Annotated in this window: 22 protein-coding genes; all 22 read left to right on the forward strand. The window is 41.5% G+C overall.

Annotation, left to right across the window (positions count from 1 at the left end; genetic code table 11):
- The first annotated feature begins 25 nt into the window (after positions 1 to 25).
- The 22 genes from D890_RS0100905 to fliN all read left to right on the forward strand — a co-directional run bounded on the left by D890_RS0100905 (position 26) and on the right by fliN (position 17,030).
- Positions 26 to 424, forward strand: coding sequence for a flagellar protein FlaG (locus D890_RS0100905; protein ID WP_018962650.1), 399 nt, complete (start codon positions 26 to 28; stop codon positions 422 to 424).
- Between the two features lie 22 nt (positions 425 to 446).
- Entirely contained in the window at positions 447 to 1,832 is a 1,386-nt protein-coding gene (fliD, locus tag D890_RS0100910; protein ID WP_018962651.1) for a flagellar filament capping protein FliD, read from the forward strand.
- A 71-nt stretch (positions 1,833 to 1,903) separates the two neighbouring features.
- Positions 1,904 to 2,227 carry a hypothetical protein gene (locus D890_RS0100915; RefSeq protein WP_040363472.1) on the forward strand — a complete coding sequence of 108 codons (324 nt, stop codon included), beginning with the start codon at positions 1,904 to 1,906 and terminating at the stop codon, positions 2,225 to 2,227.
- The gene (locus tag D890_RS0100920) at positions 2,202 to 2,696 is read left to right on the forward strand and encodes a hypothetical protein (RefSeq protein ID WP_018962653.1); all 495 of its coding nucleotides are present in this window, start codon (positions 2,202 to 2,204) and stop codon (positions 2,694 to 2,696) included. The genes D890_RS0100915 and D890_RS0100920 overlap by 26 nt, the downstream gene beginning before the upstream one ends.
- A complete protein-coding gene (gene flgB, locus D890_RS0100925; protein ID WP_018962654.1) occupies positions 2,697 to 3,038 on the forward strand; it encodes a flagellar basal body rod protein FlgB in 342 nt (113 codons plus the stop codon).
- A 5-nt stretch (positions 3,039 to 3,043) separates the two neighbouring features.
- Positions 3,044 to 3,442, forward strand: coding sequence for a flagellar basal body rod protein FlgC (flgC, locus tag D890_RS0100930; protein WP_018962655.1), 399 nt, complete (start codon positions 3,044 to 3,046; stop codon positions 3,440 to 3,442).
- Between the two features lies 1 nt (position 3,443).
- The gene (gene fliE, locus D890_RS0100935; protein WP_245533114.1) at positions 3,444 to 3,731 is read left to right on the forward strand and encodes a flagellar hook-basal body complex protein FliE; all 288 of its coding nucleotides are present in this window, start codon (positions 3,444 to 3,446) and stop codon (positions 3,729 to 3,731) included.
- 15 nt (positions 3,732 to 3,746) lie between these two features.
- Complete coding sequence (gene fliF / locus D890_RS0100940) at positions 3,747 to 5,321, forward strand: flagellar basal-body MS-ring/collar protein FliF (protein ID WP_018962657.1); 1,575 nt, start codon at positions 3,747 to 3,749, stop codon at positions 5,319 to 5,321.
- Between the two features lies 1 nt (position 5,322).
- Positions 5,323 to 6,324 carry a flagellar motor switch protein FliG gene (gene fliG / locus D890_RS0100945; RefSeq protein ID WP_018962658.1) on the forward strand — a complete coding sequence of 334 codons (1,002 nt, stop codon included), beginning with the start codon at positions 5,323 to 5,325 and terminating at the stop codon, positions 6,322 to 6,324.
- Positions 6,305 to 6,967, forward strand: a complete 663-nt coding sequence (locus tag D890_RS0100950; protein ID WP_156802634.1) for a FliH/SctL family protein — start codon at positions 6,305 to 6,307, stop codon at positions 6,965 to 6,967. Before fliG ends, D890_RS0100950 begins: the two co-directional genes overlap by 20 nt.
- Positions 6,933 to 8,249 carry a flagellar protein export ATPase FliI gene (fliI, locus tag D890_RS0100955; RefSeq protein WP_026291270.1) on the forward strand — a complete coding sequence of 439 codons (1,317 nt, stop codon included), beginning with the start codon at positions 6,933 to 6,935 and terminating at the stop codon, positions 8,247 to 8,249. Before D890_RS0100950 ends, fliI begins: the two co-directional genes overlap by 35 nt.
- Positions 8,233 to 8,640, forward strand: coding sequence for a flagellar export protein FliJ (locus D890_RS0100960; RefSeq protein WP_018962661.1), 408 nt, complete (start codon positions 8,233 to 8,235; stop codon positions 8,638 to 8,640). Before fliI ends, D890_RS0100960 begins: the two co-directional genes overlap by 17 nt.
- Positions 8,637 to 10,703, forward strand: coding sequence for a hypothetical protein (locus tag D890_RS0100965; protein ID WP_018962662.1), 2,067 nt, complete (start codon positions 8,637 to 8,639; stop codon positions 10,701 to 10,703). Before D890_RS0100960 ends, D890_RS0100965 begins: the two co-directional genes overlap by 4 nt.
- A gap of 13 nt (positions 10,704 to 10,716) precedes the next feature.
- Positions 10,717 to 11,025 (forward strand): flagellar hook capping FlgD N-terminal domain-containing protein, encoded by a 309-nt coding sequence (locus D890_RS0100970; protein ID WP_018962663.1) that lies wholly within the window; start codon positions 10,717 to 10,719, stop codon positions 11,023 to 11,025.
- A complete protein-coding gene (locus tag D890_RS0100975; RefSeq protein WP_018962664.1) occupies positions 11,015 to 11,377 on the forward strand; it encodes a hypothetical protein in 363 nt (120 codons plus the stop codon). The genes D890_RS0100970 and D890_RS0100975 overlap by 11 nt, the downstream gene beginning before the upstream one ends.
- Positions 11,378 to 11,457: 80 nt before the next feature.
- Positions 11,458 to 13,029: a flagellar hook protein FlgE gene (locus D890_RS0100980; RefSeq protein ID WP_018962665.1), complete on the forward strand. Its 1,572-nt coding sequence runs from the start codon at positions 11,458 to 11,460 to the stop codon at positions 13,027 to 13,029.
- Positions 13,030 to 13,035: 6 nt separating this feature from the next.
- Positions 13,036 to 13,230 carry a flagellar FlbD family protein gene (locus D890_RS0100985; RefSeq protein ID WP_018962666.1) on the forward strand — a complete coding sequence of 65 codons (195 nt, stop codon included), beginning with the start codon at positions 13,036 to 13,038 and terminating at the stop codon, positions 13,228 to 13,230.
- A complete protein-coding gene (locus D890_RS0100990; protein WP_018962667.1) occupies positions 13,221 to 14,018 on the forward strand; it encodes a motility protein A in 798 nt (265 codons plus the stop codon). Before D890_RS0100985 ends, D890_RS0100990 begins: the two co-directional genes overlap by 10 nt.
- A complete protein-coding gene (locus D890_RS0100995; protein ID WP_018962668.1) occupies positions 14,011 to 14,727 on the forward strand; it encodes an OmpA/MotB family protein in 717 nt (238 codons plus the stop codon). Before D890_RS0100990 ends, D890_RS0100995 begins: the two co-directional genes overlap by 8 nt.
- The gene (locus D890_RS0101000) at positions 14,724 to 15,170 is read left to right on the forward strand and encodes a flagellar basal body-associated FliL family protein (RefSeq protein ID WP_018962669.1); all 447 of its coding nucleotides are present in this window, start codon (positions 14,724 to 14,726) and stop codon (positions 15,168 to 15,170) included. Before D890_RS0100995 ends, D890_RS0101000 begins: the two co-directional genes overlap by 4 nt.
- Positions 15,170 to 16,168, forward strand: a complete 999-nt coding sequence (fliM, locus tag D890_RS0101005; RefSeq protein WP_018962670.1) for a flagellar motor switch protein FliM — start codon at positions 15,170 to 15,172, stop codon at positions 16,166 to 16,168. Before D890_RS0101000 ends, fliM begins: the two co-directional genes overlap by 1 nt.
- Entirely contained in the window at positions 16,161 to 17,030 is an 870-nt protein-coding gene (gene fliN, locus D890_RS0101010; protein ID WP_018962671.1) for a flagellar motor switch protein FliN, read from the forward strand. The genes fliM and fliN overlap by 8 nt, the downstream gene beginning before the upstream one ends.
- Position 17,031 lies beyond the last annotated feature (1 nt).

Below are 17,031 nucleotides of genomic sequence, written 5' to 3' on the forward strand. Positions count from 1 at the left end.
AGAACTAAGAAAAGGGGGATAAGTCATGGCTCAAGATCCGGAAGAGATAGCACGAATAGGTGGTGTAAGGAATATAGGTGTGCAAGGGAACCAAATACAGTCGTATCTTGCTAGTGACCAATTAAAAAATGTAACCGAGTTGCCTGTAGATATCAACAGAAGACAAGTAGAACCTACTAAAGAAGATGATGTTGAGTCTACAGTTAACAAAGTTAAGCGTATTGTAGAAGTGGTGAACCCCAATATCGATGTTAGAGTAGAACATTATCCCGATATAAAGGATGTTCTAATGAGTACCCGAATAGTGTTTTATGACAAGAGTAATAATAAAGTAATAAAAGAAGTACCTCCAGAGAAGGTTTTAAAAGCATATGCCGAGATGTTGAAGAAAATTGACTCGCTGTTTGTGGATACTGAAGTATAGTTATTAAGGAAGGTGGCTGCCCATGGTAAATTTTGATCCAACGCAAGTTCAGACAAACATACAAAAGTATGTGGATACGCTTCTTGTGTACGACCAGAATAAGGTTACAGATTTACAAAACAGAGTGAGTACGTTACAGCAAAAATCTTCTGCAATCTCTCAGGTTGTATCTTCTCTTTCTGCTCTTTCTTCATATTCGGATATTTCCTTCAATGCATTAAAGGTCACGTCCAGCAACACCTCTGTCGCTACCGCTTCCGCATCAGGCAAGATTGGTGGAAGTGTTTCTGTTAACGTAGAACGTTTGGCCGGTTACCAAGTGCTTGATTGGTCAAAACTAAGTTCTGCTTTGTCAGATGTTTTCCATTATGATGCCAGCGCTACTGTTTCCAGTAATGATTTTTGGAAATCTTTAGTAGGAACAACCTTTACAGTGTCATTGCAGATGGGCGATGGTTCAACAGAGAACGTGGATGTGGATCTTAGTAAATATAATCAAGATTCTACTTTAGCTCAGGTTATGGACGATTTCGCACTTCAAGTTAATGCACACTCTAGTAAAATTAGGGTTTATAAGCAAAAGTTAAATGATGGCACATTTGCGTTACAAAGTAGTTCCCTTAGTACAGGTAAAAATAGTGCCATAAGTAAAATCACCATAGGATCGAATGATTTCACAAATACAAACAGTTTGGACGAGTTGGATGCCAAGTTTTCTGTAAATGGTTATGATTATGTACGTAGTTCCAATACGTTTTCTGATATCATCCCCAACCTGACAGTTACATTGCAGGGTACTGGTTCCAGTACGATAACAGTGTCAGGAGATACATCTGCAATAAGCCAAGGTCTGTCTAATTTTGCGCAAGTATTCAAGAGTTTTAGTGATAAGGTCCGTAGTTTGATCAATGCTGATCCTTCTAATCAGGGTGTTTTATCTTCTGATGCTTCTACACTACGTCAAATCATGGACTCTATAAGAACAAAGCTTATGAACCCACGCAGTGTCACGGTGGATGGCGTGTCATACAACTTTAATGCCTCTCAGATAGGCTTTTCATTCGATGAATATGGAACTATATCCTTCGATACGTCTAAACTTAATTCATACATTAGTGGCAACGTCAAAGGTTTGGATATTCTGAGTTCTTGGTGGGGTTCTGTAAACAGTGATATAAAGGGTTACATCAACACAGCTTTGGGAAGCAATGGCACCTTAGGAAGACTACAGTCGAATTACACGACAGGCATAAAGAGTATCAACGATCAGATATCACAACTGAACGATCAAATGGAAACAAAAAAAGCGGCTCTTGTGGAACAGGTGGGAAACATATTTAACAGTATGTACCAATATCAAAGCATGTTTGCTCAGATGAATTCCCTGTTTGGTGTGTCCAGTAGCTAATTGGTGTTTGCTGCCTTTAAGAATATTTTTGGGAATTTTGGTACATATGCCTTTATGCTATAATATGCCTCATGAGTGGTGTGGGTGACCTGCTGGAACAATACTCTAAATGTTTAGATGATGTTATAGAGAGCATATCTAACTCGCAGCTTGAATCAGTTTCTAAGTATGTTTTGGCACTTCAAGATATCATTACGCTTATCGCACAACAGCTTGAAGAACATCCTGAAGAAAAACACCAACATGAAGAATTAGTAGCAATTATCCACGAAAAACAACAAAAAATTTTGGCTCTTTTAGAAGTCCAAGCGCATGATTTGTTGCATCAAGTGGATGAGACTACTACGAGTTTTCAAGTTCGAAAAGCCTATGAACAAAACAAAGATCTTCGTTAGCTTTTTGCTTTTGTTCGTGGCTATGTCTCTTTCTGCTTGCAAACCTAAGCCATTTTCATCAGAAGATATCGAGAACAGTAAAGTCGTTCTTCAACAAGTTCTACAGGCATTTGTTTCAAATGATGTCACGACAATTAAAGAGAATTTTGTGCCTACGGCTACGCAGCTAACAATGACTGTTTCTGATCTTAAAACAGTTTGGGATACGACTCTTCATTCTGTTGGTGTGCAATCCGCTACCATTGAAGGCTATAAAATTAATGATTTCGATGTGGTAAAGAATGAACCAGATCGTCTTACCGCATCTGTTTCTTATACAGGTACATACGAGTTCACTTCTAATGTGATGAGCAAAACTGAAGTATGTCGTCATCAAGTAGAAGTTGTCTTTGTCAAATATCAAGGGAAAATTTTAGTCGGTCAATTGCAGCAGCAGGGGGCATTACCTTCCTGCGTGGAGGTGAAGTAGATGTCTATTGATCTCTTAAAAACAATGATGGGTGCAGTTTTTCAGGACTTAGAAGTTTTGCAATCAAATTTAGCGAACGTAAACACACCGGATTATAAGAGACAAGAAATAGATTTTAGCCAAGTATTGCAAGAACTACAGATGAATGGCAATTTGACACAACCTCTGAGCAGTTTTGTAAAAACAGATGACACCTCCTCTTGGAAATTGGATGGAAACAATGTTGATCCTGATAAGGAAATAGTCAACATTACAGAAACAGCGCTTTGGTATCAGGGAATAACAGAGATGCTCAGTAGGCATTTTGCTACTGCCAGAGAAGTATTACAGATGTTGAGGTGATGAGTATGGCAGGATTTTCTTTACTACGTATACCAGGATCTGCTTTAACAGCGGAACGTTTTCGCATGGATGTTATTTCATCGAATCTAGCAAATATTGAGACAACACAAACGCCAGAAGGTGGCCCATACCACAGAAAAATTGTGAGCTTTGAAACCACATTGATGGGTGAAGGAGAAGGAGTCAGAGTTTCAGGTGTGACAGAAGATACAGGGGAACGGTTGGTGTATGACCCGTCTAACCCCAATGCAGATGCGCAGACAGGTATGGTGCGCTATCCAGATATAGATATGATTACAGAAATGACTGATCTTATTTCTGCTCAGCGCTCATTTGAGATGAATAGTAACGCAATAGCGATTGCTCGCCAAATATATACGAAGACTTTAGAAATAGGAAAGTAGGGTGATCTTGGTGAATCCGATAGGTGGTATAAGTCCAATAAATCCGATAGATGTCACGGGAGCGTCAAAAGTAGCAAAGCCAAGTGGTTTCTCAGAGTTGCTTGATCAATTGAGTGCCAAAGAGACCGAACAAGATGCATATAGACAATCGATAGCTGAAGGAAATATGGATAAGCTACAAGAAGCCATGGTCTCCGCTACAGAATTCCAAATAGGTGTCATGCTTGTAACGCAAGTAAGAAACCAATTAGTGAGCGCTTTCCAGGAATTTATGCGATTACCATTGTAATTATGGCGAGTCAGCATGAAGCTCGATAGTATTCCTGTTTTAAAAGATCTTGTAAATTTTTGGAACAAGCTCGAGAAGAACCAAAGACGAAACCTTATCATTATTCTTGTAGTAGCGTTGGTGGCAGTTGGAGCGATGGTCTACTTTTTGAATCGCCCCAGTTATGCGCTTCTTTTTAGCGACTTAGGGCCAGGACAAGCTGAATCCATCGTTTCTCAATTAGAAAGTGAGAATATTTCCTATAAGCTTTCTGGTGATGGCACGTCCATATACGTGCCGAAAGATAAAGTTACAACTTTAAGGTTGGAGTTCGCTTCTTCTGGTGTGGTTGGTGCAACTAAGCCAGGATATGAGTTATTTGATAATATTTCCAACATATTCATGACCCAAGAAGAACAGCAAATCATGTACCAAAGGGCACTGGAAGGGGAATTAGAGAAAACAATAATTGCTATGCCTGCCGTTAAAGATGTCAGTGTCCACTTGAGTTTGCCTCAACGCTCGTTGTGGACTGTTACATCAACGCAAACGGCGGAAGGCGCCGTTTATCTCACTCTAAAACCGGGTTATAGCATAAATGCAAACCAAGTTGAAGCGATACGTCAGCTTGTGGCTCATTCTGTGGAAGGGCTAAACCCTGAGAATGTAGTCATAGCAGAAGCCAGCACAGGCATTCTCACAAGTGAATCGGTAAATGGAAATACAGATAATGGCTATTTGGATGTGAAGAAACAGTTAGATGACCTTTACGCGTCAAAAATAAAATCGTTTCTCGGACAAACGTGGGGACAGGATAATGTGCTTATTAGTGCTAATGTAGATGTGGAAGTTAATAAACAAAACATACAATCTGAAACATGGGGTAATACAGCGACCAGGAGCATATCAGATACAGAAAGCTATAGTACTCAGTCAGCTGCGGGAGGTAATGTTGGAACGGCTACCAATGTCCCTGGTGCCATACCTTCTTACGTGTATACCAGCAGTGGAAATGGCCCATATAGCTATTCAAAACAGCAGCAAATAAACTATGAGATTTCTCGGACTGTTTCGCAAATCGTTCCTCAAGATGTCCAAATAAAGAATGTGAAAGTGGCTGCTATAGTAGATTCCAGTGTTTTCCAGGATTATGGTGTTACAGCCTCCACTGTTCAAGCTCTCATAGCCAGTGCTGCAGGGCTCGATCCTAACAGAGGCGATGAAGCTGTGGTCACGTCAATGCCTTTTGCTTCATTGGCACGGCAAAAAGAGAATCAGGCAGCTCAACAGCTGGCAGCTGCTGAGCAAAAAGCTCGTCTTTATACATATATAATGATTGGCATCATTCTTGTTTTACTTATAGGTATTATATTTGTCTTTTCTCGCAGGAGACGCCGCCAGAGGGTAATGGTACCAGCACCTATAAGTGTTGGCTCTGGTGGAGAGCTGGTCATGCCGCAAACGCGTACACCTGTTAGTTTGGAAAGGCCACTTACGCCAGAAGAAGAAAAAATAAAGGCGGCTATGGACGAGGTACAAAAAGCACTCGAAGAGCATCCCAATGACGTGGACGATGTCATCAGAATGTGGATGCAGGAGGAGTGGCACTAATATGGCGGAGAGAAAAAAAGTTTCAAAGGCCGCTATTCTCATGATTGCTCTGGGTAGGGATCTTGCTTCTCGTATAATGCGCCAGCTCAAAGAGGACGATGCGGAAAAGTTAGCACTGGAAATATCTACAGTCAATGAATTAGACGAACGGACAAAAGCGAACATACTTGAAGAGTTTGTCAATGTGTTAAAAGCCAAAGAATTTTTGGGTCAAGGCGGTATCGACTATGCAAAAGACCTACTTGAGAAAGCATTTGGCCAGCAAAAAGCAAAAGAGATTTTGGAACGGCTCATGGAAGCCGTTCAGGTTATGCCCTTCGAGTTCCTACGGAAACTGGATGGGCAGCAGATTGCAAACTTAATACAAAACGAACATCCTCAGACTATAGCGTTAGTTATGAACTACCTAAATGCAGATCAGGCAGCTATCGTTTTTACCTCACTTCCACCCAATTTGCAAGCAGAGGTTGCCTTCAGAATGGCAGTACTGGAACGTACATCTCCTGACATAATAGAAGCCATTGAAGAACAGTTCCGGCAACGTTTTGCAACTGTGGCGGTGCGCGGTGATGTTACGAAGGTGAACGGCATTGAAGCGCTTGTGAAAATACTCAATTCTCTGGATCAGCAGACACAGTCGAATGTCCTCAATTATTTAGATTCTCAGGATCCAGAGCTTGCCGAGGATGTACGTAAGAAAATGTTCACCTTTGATGATTTGGTACTCTTGGACGATAGAGCCATACAGCGTATTCTTAGAGAAGTTGATACAAAGGATTTGGCCCTGGCTCTCAAGGGTGCCTCGGAACAAGTTAAAGACAAGATATTTAAGAATATGTCTCAGCGGGCCAGAGAGATGCTTCAAGAAGAAATGGACTTCATGGGTCCTGTACGGTTGCGCCAGGTTGAAGAGGCTCAATCGAAAATTATCACCATAGTAAGACGTCTCGAGGAAGCGGGAGAAATTATAATCTTCAGAGGCGGTGAAGAAATTGTCTCGTAAGCTCTACAGTATAAAGCAGCCACAAGATGAAGAAAAGCTTGGTTTTAGAAAAGGCTACTTACGTGGGTACAAAGAGGGATTTGAACGTGGATACAGAGAAGGTTTAGAAAAAGGATTGGAAGCTCTCGACAATGTTAAAAAAGAGTGGCAAGAAGAACTAAACAAATATACTGCAGATGTTAGATTGCTGACTGAACAATTACAAGACGAACGTAAAGGGCTTGAAAAAGTTTATCAGGATGAGATAGAAGCCTATAAGCAGAGAGTAGAATCGGAACTTTCAGATGTGGTTTCCTTGGCTGCGCAGAATTATTTGAATAATGCACTTAGAGAAGATAAAACACTCATAAAAAACATTTTGGAAAAGTGTTTGGAGCGCTTTAGCGGAAATTATCCTATTACAGTTTACGTAAACCCTGAATTAGCAGAACAGGCAGAGAAATTCTTAAAGAATTCAGAACTTTTGTCCAAGCGCTTGCAGTCTGTACAAATCGTTAAAGACAGCCACTTGGATCTCGGCGCAGTACTGGATTCTGAAGAAGGAAGAGTTGATGCCAGAGTAGAAACGCTGGCGAAGAACTTAAAAGCATTAGTGGAGACATCTCTTCATGACAACCCCGAAGATGAATTATATAAAGGATAAAGTTGCTAACGCAAACTTTTTCGATATCTATGGTAAGGTTCTGAATGTTAGCGGGTTGAGTATAGAAGCGCTGACCCCAGCATCGTTTGTTGGTGAACTCTGCTCGGTGGAACGATTCGATGTAGACCCCATGCTTGCCGAGGTTGTTGGTTTTAGAGAAGGAAAAACGCTTTTAATGCCCATAGGCGATGTTCAGGGAATTGGGCCAAACAGTCTTATTAGAACCATGGGTAGACCTCTTTGGGTAAAAGTGAGCGATGCATTAATCGGTAGAGTAGTTAACGCCATAGGTGAGCCGTTAGACGATAAAGGGCCTATTTATGGAGAAAGGCGCAGCGTTTATCAAGATCCTCCTCATCCTCTTAAACGTAAGATTATCACAGAACCTTTGGAGACGCGAATAAAAGCTATAGATGGTCTTTTAACTGTGGGAAAAGGTCAAAGGGTTGGAATATTTGCGGGCTCTGGAGTGGGAAAGTCTACCCTGATGGGAATGCTTGCTCGAAACTCTTCTGCAGATGTCAATGTGGTTATATTAGTGGGAGAACGAGGCAGAGAGGTAAGAAAATTCATAGAACAGGATTTAACTGAAGAGGGTGCCAAAAAATCTGTAATTGTCGTTGCTACCAGTGATCAGCCTGCTTTGCTTCGGGTGAAGGCTGTGATGACAGGCATGACTATTGCAGAGTATTTCCGTGACGAAGGACTCGATGTCCTGGTAATGATGGATTCTGTTACACGCTTAGCCATGGCTCAAAGGGAAGTAGGTTTGTCCATAGGTGAGCCGCCTACTACCAGGGGTTATACGCCTTCAGTATTTGCGTTGCTTCCTAAAGTCTTGGAACGTGCTGGTACGTCTGAAAAAGGTAGCATAACTGCATTCATAACTGTCTTAGTTGAAGGCGACGACATGAACGAGCCTGTAGCAGACGCTGTGCGCTCTATTCTGGACGGTCACATCGTACTAACTAGAGCATTGGCTCATCAAACACACTATCCCGCTATTGACATTCTACAGTCCATAAGCAGGGTTATGGACGATGTGGTCAGTGAAAAGCACAAGAAATTAGCAAATAGGATGAGAGAACTACTTGCGGTTTATGGTGAAGCGGAAGACCTTATAAATATAGGAGCTTATCAGCATGGTAATAATCCAAAAATAGATGAAGCCTTGGATTTCATAGATCCTATAAATAAATTTCTCATTCAACAAGTGAGAGAAAGTTATTCATTAGAAGATACAGTTCGGATGATGGAGGAAATTCTTGGCCCTATCAGCTAAGAAAGCTGCTAGAATATTGCGTATTCGAGAGATAGAGGAAGACATTGCTAAGAACGACTTCTTCGTTGCTGTTTCTAATTACAAGAAGGCCACTGAATATGCCAAAGAAGTAGGGCACAGTTGGATGGATGCAAGGCAAGCCCAGGTCCCAAACCGTGTTTTGTCCTACGCTGCTTATTTCGAGGCACGAAAGAATGCTCAACAGCGAGTTCAGGGCAGTTATATGATGGTTTTAAAAAAACGTGAAATTCTCTTACAGAAGGCGATTTCGAGAAGAAGCGGTGAAAAACTGTTAGAATATGCAAAAGAAGAGGCTCAAACAAAGGAGTTCAAACAAGAACTTTCTTTGTTGGACGAAATAGGATCTCGTAAGAAAGGAGGTGAATCATGAACGTAGAACTCAGTGATTTTTTCTTTCTTTTCAACCAAGGTCCACCTTCAGTAAATTCTGTAAAGAATGGTAAATCTGCGGAGAAAAAGACTGACAAACGCCAAAATGGTCAAGAAGACGGGACTGTGGATTTTTCTATGCTGTTATCACTGATGGGTAATATGCTTATGCAAGGCGATAAAGCAAGTTCTCAAGTTAGCCAATTCGCTCATAACAACGATGACGTTTCCCAAAACGTGGGTGTTGAAAAAATCGCAGCTGATGTTCCGGTAGAAGATAATAGCAAAACTGGTGTTGTTGCTTTTGCGACAAATGTCATTCCGATGGCTACCTCGAACGCTTCAAATAACGTTGACATGACTGTACAGTCACAGGATACAAATGTGGTTCAAGATAAGAATGTTGTTAATGCACAGGAAGGTACTATAGAAGAGAACAGCGTTGCTAATGGGAATGCAAAATCATCTGTTGTACAAGAGGAATTGCCTTCGTTGAACTCACAAAGTAAAGAGAATAGTGTTTCCGTTGATATCCCCAAAAGTGCTCCGAATAATGTAGAAACAGACATAACAGATATTGGTGAAAAGCATTATCCCAACGGCATAATGGAAAACCAACCCCCGGTGTTACAAGATACATCAGATGCTAAGTCTTCTTCATCTTTCCCTGTTGATCTGAAAAATGATGCAGCAGCGGACGCTGATGTGAATACCATTAATTCTAATTCTGATCAAACTCGGGCAAAACCGGACATACAATACAATGTAGGTGCTATGCAGCAGCAAACAAGTAGCAAACTTAGTGAAATGCCTAATCAACAGAATGTGCAAGCAGAGGACTCTTTTGTGGCTAAGGATGTAAAATCAGCGGAAGCAAAAGACGCAAATAGTACTGAACAAGAAATGATAAAAGAATTTTTGCCACAGGAAAACGTTGCCGGCAAAGCAAGTGAGCCTGAGAAAGTGGAAGAGTATCCATCTGTAAGTAAAGAGCCATCTGGTGTTTTCAGTTCAACTAATGTTGTTCCCTCCAGCGATCACAAAGAAAACGATTTACAATCACAAAAAACTGTTGGAACTAACGAAGTAAGTAAGCGTAGTGCTGTAGAAGAAGTGCAAGATGAAAACGTTATAAAAAGCACTCAATCTCATGTTTCTACGACATACTTGCCATCTGAAAGGAAAACGCAAGACAGCAGCGAAGAGAAGACTAATGGTTCTGAAAAAGGTGTCCCCCAAAATGATCCTGATATCGCGATTGGTCATACAACAGAAAACCATACAGAGACGAAAACCATCGATAGTGTGTACCCAATTAATGTTGCTACAGAAGAACTGCGCCAAACTTCTGACGAACAGAATACAGGGAATCAGGAAGAAGCGATTTCTCAGAACATTTCAAGTATGGTGGATACCAAGCAGCAGTTTATAAAGAAAGATCATGAAAAAGCGGATACTAATCCTTATGCTAAGATAGCGGAAGAGCCTACTCAAGATGTCACTAAAACCATAAATACGGTGTTTGCAGATAGTAAACAACCGTTGGTAAATGCAAATGGAACCTTTACGGGAGATAAGAATGGTGTTTTTAGTGGGAGCGATGGTGGGCACAACGAAGCCATGAAGCAAAAGAATTCTTCTGACACAGTTTCAAATGCCAAAACGATCTCTGATAGTCCTCACATAACAAACGTACAGGCTCAAATATCTTCGGCTGTAAAAACAGATGAGCTATCTGTACCTACGGCTGCTAATCAAAAGCATGATGTTTCAAATCCTAACAGTTTTAACAACGATCGCAGTTCATTCTTGGAACAAAAGGCTTCAGTGGCACAAAATCTCTCGGAATTGCCAGTGAAATTTGGTATTGACGTGAGGCAGGGAGAATTGGCTTTAACGGTAATGGCTCAATCGCAGCAAGATATGAAGCATTTGAAGGAACATCAAGCTTTTATAAAGCAAAAACTTTCTTCTAAAGGCTATGACTTTGATTCAATAGAAGTGATTTCTCAAACAGATGCCGAGCGTGGGTATAAACTTTATGAGTACGATATAAAGGTATAGGAGGTGAGTTGTTTTGTATGTAACGCCTACGGGTGGAAGTTCAAATACATCAACAAATGGTACTAACGCTATTAATCAGGAAGATTTCATGAAGCTATTGCTTGCTGAATTGAAGGCGCAGGATCCATTGTCTCCTATGGACACTACAACTATGACTACACAGATTACATTGCTCAACGTGCTTCAGGAACTTATTGAGATTAAGTCATTGGTTCAGAGCTTGGTACCAGCTTCGTCAAATGGTGCAACTGGTCAATCTGGTGATACCTCTAACAATGGTGGGAACGGATCAAGCTCGGAGGGAGAAAACAGTGGATCTTAGGATAGGCCCTACAGGCAATGTCAATAAGGTTGGCATTGCTAACAATGCTGCGGCTAAAAGTTCAGCTGAATTTACCGAAGCTTTATTGGAAAGTTACGGTATCACTGTTTCCAAGCATGCTCAGGAACGCCTAAAAGCGCGTGAGGTTAGCTTGGACAGAGAGAAGGTCGACAAAATCGCCAATGGCATCGATGAACTGAGTAAGAAGGGTGTCAAGGAAGGCGTGGTTATTTTAAAAGACTTAGCCGTGGTAGTAGGGGTTGACTCGAAGACCATTGTTACGTTCAAGACGCCACCGTTTACAAAAGGTGGAGTATTTAGCCAAATAGATGGAGCAGTGATATTAGAGTGAATGGAGCCGGACCGCTTTGCGGGGGCTCCCAGAAGGCATCGATCGACAGAGATGCCGCTTAATTGGGAGGTGAATCATAAATGTTACGTAGTTTCTCAAACGGTATAGCTGGACTTAAGGTCCATCAGACAAGGATAGATGTGATATCCAACAACATCGCAAACGTAAACACAACTGCATACAAAGCTGCAAGAGCTACTTTTAGTGACGTTGTAGCCTTGACCTTAAAGGGTGCTCGCGCACCTTACGGTGGTCGTGGTGGTACAAACCCTTCTCAAGTAGGACTTGGCGTGGGGCTGTCTACTATAGACAACATAATGACTCAAGGTGCCACAAACAATACGAACCGAACTTCAGATTTAGCTATCCAGGGAGATGGATTTTTTGTGGTATCTGATGGCCAGAAAGATTGGTTCACTCGTGATGGCGCTTTCGATTTAGATTTGACAGGAAGGCTCATCCAGTTATCTACGGGATTAAAGGTTCAGGGATGGTCCATGATACCCACACAAAAGGTAAGGTTCGATGGCACACTTAGCAATGCAAGTACAGCCAGTGTACCTATTTCTCTTCGTGTATATGATAATGACGGAGTAGAGCATGTTTTTACAGCTATAGCTAATGCCTCGACGGCAAGCAACGCTGCTACAGTTAGGATATATGAAGGTACCGTTACCGCTTCTTCTAACGCCATTTATACGCAAAATTTAACGTTTGCTAACGGACGTGTCCAAGCGGGACAAACGGGCGTTCTCAACTGGAAAGATATGCCCATAAACTTGGATTTTACTTCTATGAAGTTGGAGAATGCTTCAGCAAGTGCTTTAAGCGCTGACGGTGTTGTGGAACCTGATACCAATAAAGTTGGTGATATTATTATCCCTCGGAGCCTTACCATTCCACCTTCTCCTACGGGTAATATTGAGTTTCAAGGTAACCTTAACGCCAATACGCCTACAAACAACAACATAACCTTTACCGTTAGTAACGTCATAGACAGTTTGGGCGTTACACATTCCATGCTTGTGAATGCTGTAAAGAATGCAAGTCCTAACGAATGGGCTATTACTGTCTCAACGGATGCTGGAAGTCCTAAGGTATTCACACTTAAATTCGACGAAAATGGAAGAATAAATGATGTAAGAGATGAAGCGAACAACAGTTTGGGTACCATGCCTGTTATAACGCTTGATGTTGGGGGTGGAGCTATGGCTCGTAACATCATGCTTAACTTCTCTTCCATTACGCAGTATGCGGCTGATTCAAAGGTTGTGGGCCTCGTAGATGGTAACACAAACGGTAAACTCTTGAACTGGTTTGTCACTGATGAAGGGAAGGTGATGGGCGAGTTTGATAATGGCCAAATAAAAGAGCTGGCTGAAATAGCATTGGGTAATTTCCAGAATCCTGCTGGATTAAGTCGTTCAGGTAATAACTTATGGGCAAGTACTGCCAACAGTGGTTTTAGAGGCTATGCTGAAGCTGGGACGATGGGTTCTCTCATCATGAGTGGTGCCTTGGAATCATCCAATGTTGATTTAGCCGAAGAGTTCACAAATCTGATTATCACTCAACGTGGGTTCCAAGCAAATACACGCGTCATTACAACATCAGATGAAGTTACACAGGATATAATAGGGTTAAAGAGGTAGAGATAAATGATTAAACTGACTTCGCCAAAGGATGAAGAGTTCTACCTTAACGAAGATCTGATAGAAAAGGCGGAAGAGCACGGTGAATTCACCGTGCTCTTCCTAATGAATGGTCATAAGTACCTATGTAAGGAAAGTATGAGCGAAATAATAAAATTGATTTCCCGATATAAAAACATGGAGAAAGATCAATGGACATAGGGGTAATCGGCGGCTTAGGCATCACAATGGGGTTGATTCTCCTTTCCATCATCGGCGATCTGCGGTCTTTCATAGACTTTAACAGTGTTTTGGTAACCATAGGTGGTTCCTTCGGTTCAACGCTAGTGGCTGTTGGTTTTGAACGCATGAAGAATTTACCTAAGTATCTAATGGCAGTGTTTAAGACAAAAAAATTCGATAAAGCAAACACGATAAAACTGTTGGTAGATTTATCCAATAAGGCACGACGTGAAGGATTGCTGGCATTGGAAGACTCCATAGAGGGGTTAGATGATCCTTTTGTAAAAAGAGGTTTGCAGCTGGTAGTGGATGGTGTTGAACCTGAATCGGTACAAAACATTTTGAATCTTGATATTGATGCCATGCAAAACCGACATGCCGATGGAAAAATGATCTTTGACGTATGGGCTGGTTTTGCTCCATCTTTTGGTATGCTGGGGACGATTATGGGTCTTGTACAAATGCTCAAGCGATTGGATGACCCTTCTACTATTGGACCAGCTATGGCACTTGCTCTTATTACTACGTTTTATGGCGCTGTTATGGCTTATGGAGTATTCCAGCCTATGGGTAACACGCTGCAGAGAAAGAGCGATATGGAAACAGACTATAGACAGATGATTGTTGAAGGCATTTTAGGTATCCAGAGCGGTGAAAATCCTCGGCTTTTGGAAGAACGTCTTGTGTCATTCTTGTCACCTGCGGAGCGTCAGCAATACGATAAGATGAAATCTCAGAGAGGCGAAGAGGTGGCTGAGGTTGCCTAAGAGAAAAGAGCGCGCAGGTCCTGGTGCTCCTTTGTGGTGTCTTTCCTATGGCGACTTGGTCACTAACATGCTTGTGTTTTTCGTCATGCTTTTTGCGTTTTCTACCATGAATGCGACAAAATTTCAACAGGCTTCATACTCTTTTGTCGTGGCTTTAGGCGGTGGTATGGGGGTTCTACCATCAAATCCGACTTTTAGTATTCCTATGCCTGTTCCAACAGATTTTATAATGCAAGGGCCCATGACTATTTCTCAACTTTATAGTAATTTGGGTGGTGTTAAAGAGCAAATTCAAAGTGAATATGGCAATACTTCAGTGGAAGTTGTACAGGGAAATTCGGAAATAAGAATTAGAATTTCAGGCGATTTATTGTTTATACCATGTTCTGCTGCTATTAGGCCGGAAACCAGTAATATTCTTTCATTATTGGCCCCACAACTTCAAAAAGCTCAAAAAAGTGGATATGAGATTTCAGTGGAAGGGCACGCTGCCTATACGTTGGCTACATGTCCGGGTTATGAAGATGATTTTGCTATTTCCAGTGATAGAGCATTGAATGTTCTGGAGCGATTAAAATCTCTCGGTTTAGACGATTCAAAAATGGTCTTGAGTGCTTTTGGTGATAATGCTCCAATAACAACGAAGAATACTCCTGAAGCGCAAGCCAAGAACAGGCGTGTGGAGATAGTGTTGAGGAGGTCTGAATGAGAAAAATCTTGGTTTATCTACTAATCGTTGTGCTCCTACTTGGTGGTGGTATGGCCCTTGGTGTTTATGTGCTTTCTCCTATTGTTAAGAATGTAGGAACAAATTCTGCTGCACAAAGTAAGCCTTCTCCGGTACTTCAAACATTAGGCAAATACACAACGAACCTTAGTGATCCCAAGTACATAATTCAAGTAAGTGTTAACTTAGAATTTTATGACAGTAAGACTTTGAGCGATGTTCAAAAGTCAGACCCCAGTTTCTTAGTCATTCAAGACGTTCTACTTAAATATTTCAAAACCCTTAAACCTGCAGATTTCTCCAGCGAGACTGGTATAGCTAACATTCAGAAGAATTTGGTGGATAGAATAAATAAACTTTACGGCAAAACGATTGTAACCAATGTTCTATTTGGTGCAGATACGGTAATAACGGTGATGCCCTAATGGCTGAAACGCTTTCCCAAGAAGAGATTGACACACTTCTTAGTGCTATTAAGGCTGGCGATACAGAGGTTGTCAAACCTAAGGATAAAAATGTAAGAAAATACGACTTTAGAAGACCTGATAAACTTTCTAAGGAACAGCTTAGAACTATTCAGATGTTGCACGAGAACTTTGCTAGAGGGGCAAGTACAGAGCTTGCAGGTTATCTTAGGGCTGCTATGACTATTTCCATCGTTTCTGTAGACCAAGTCACATACCAAGAATATATACGTTCGCTTTCTGATCCCACTTTCATTTACTTAGTTCCCATTATTGACATCACTAGTGTCATTTTTGAAATGTCTTTGGACTTTGTTTTCTCGCTCATCGATAAACTACTGGGTGGAACTGGAAAGCCTCTAAAAGAAGTTCGCGAGCTTACAACTGTAGAGTCAACACTAATGAACAGAGTAATGGACGTTTACGTAAGGCACTGGTTAGAAGCATGGAAACCTATCATAGAGTGGAATTTGGGTAAACCAAGTGTTGAATACTCACCGGGTTTTGTTCAAATAATGCCGGGAAGTGATGTCGTAGTGGTTGTCACCTATGAAGCAAAAATGGGTGATAGGACTACTATCGGTACCATCTGTGTGCCCTATATGGCTTTGGAAGGCTTTGTGCAAAATCTTACTGCTCACAGGTGGTTTGGGGTCAGCAAACCTACACCTGGAGATTGGAAAAACAATTTGATGGGTACACTGGAGGGTGTAAAAGTAGAGGTTTCCGTTGTCCTGGGTCAAACGTCAGCGCGCATAGGTGACATACTGAGTTGGAAAGCGGGAGACTTAATCCAACTTGATAGGCTAAGTGATGAACAGGTAGACCTAATGGTAGAGGGTGTTCCTTTTGCAAAGGGTATACCTGGTTTATACAAACGCAAGAAGGCGTTCCTTATTGTGGGTAGAACTGGTGAGGATACAGAAACAGAAGAGGAGGAACATTCAGAAAATGGCTGATTTTATAGGCAGTTTGAAACGTCTCTTATCCGAAGTAAGCAATAACGGTATCAAGCTTGGTAACTTTTATAGCATTAATGCGTTGAAAGCAGAAAGTGCTCAATTCATAAGTATAGATTTTTCTATAGATGACTATGGGGATAGCGTTTTGTTGATGGACGAAAACCTTGCCAAACAATTAGGGAACGAGATGCTGAAAATATTCCAGTTAACAGTTGAAAACCTAAACGATGAATTAGTCCTTAGTACCATTGGTGAAGCAGTAAACCAAAGCATGAACGGTGCCATTCAGGAAAGTGCCGATCAATTTGGAGGTCTACAGCCTATTACTGTAGGGCCGGCACAGGTATTGAATGCAGATAACTTATCTGAAAAAATCGCTGATAAATCCATGATTGAAATAGAAGGTGGAATGTGGCTCGCCGTTCCTCACGAATTAGCACAGACACTGCTTGAAGGCCACGTTCAGCAAAATGATAACGCCAGGCAGGTAGATGATGTTGTTCATTCGGCACGTGAACAATCAGATGATTCAGTTGACGCCAATGTTGAAGAAGTGACATTCCCAACGCTCAAGCCAGAAACACCTGCTCAAGCACTCCCAAGAAACTTAGATCTCTTGCTCGATGTTAAGGTTACTGTTTCTGTTGAACTCGGTAGAACGCATCTTAACATTAAGGAGATTTTAGGGCTGGGCTCTGGTTCTATCATAACGTTGGACAAACTGGCGGGAGAGCCAGTTGACATATTAGTTAATGGTAAGCCCATAGCAAAGGGTGAAGTCGTAGTTATTGATGAGGCGTTTGGTGTTAGAATTCTTGATATAATAGCACCCGGAGAGAGATTTAAAGCTGGAGAATAAA

The organism is Coprothermobacter platensis DSM 11748, assembly GCF_000378005.1.
In the GTDB taxonomy this organism is placed as follows: Bacteria; Coprothermobacterota; Coprothermobacteria; order Coprothermobacterales; family Coprothermobacteraceae; genus Coprothermobacter; species Coprothermobacter platensis.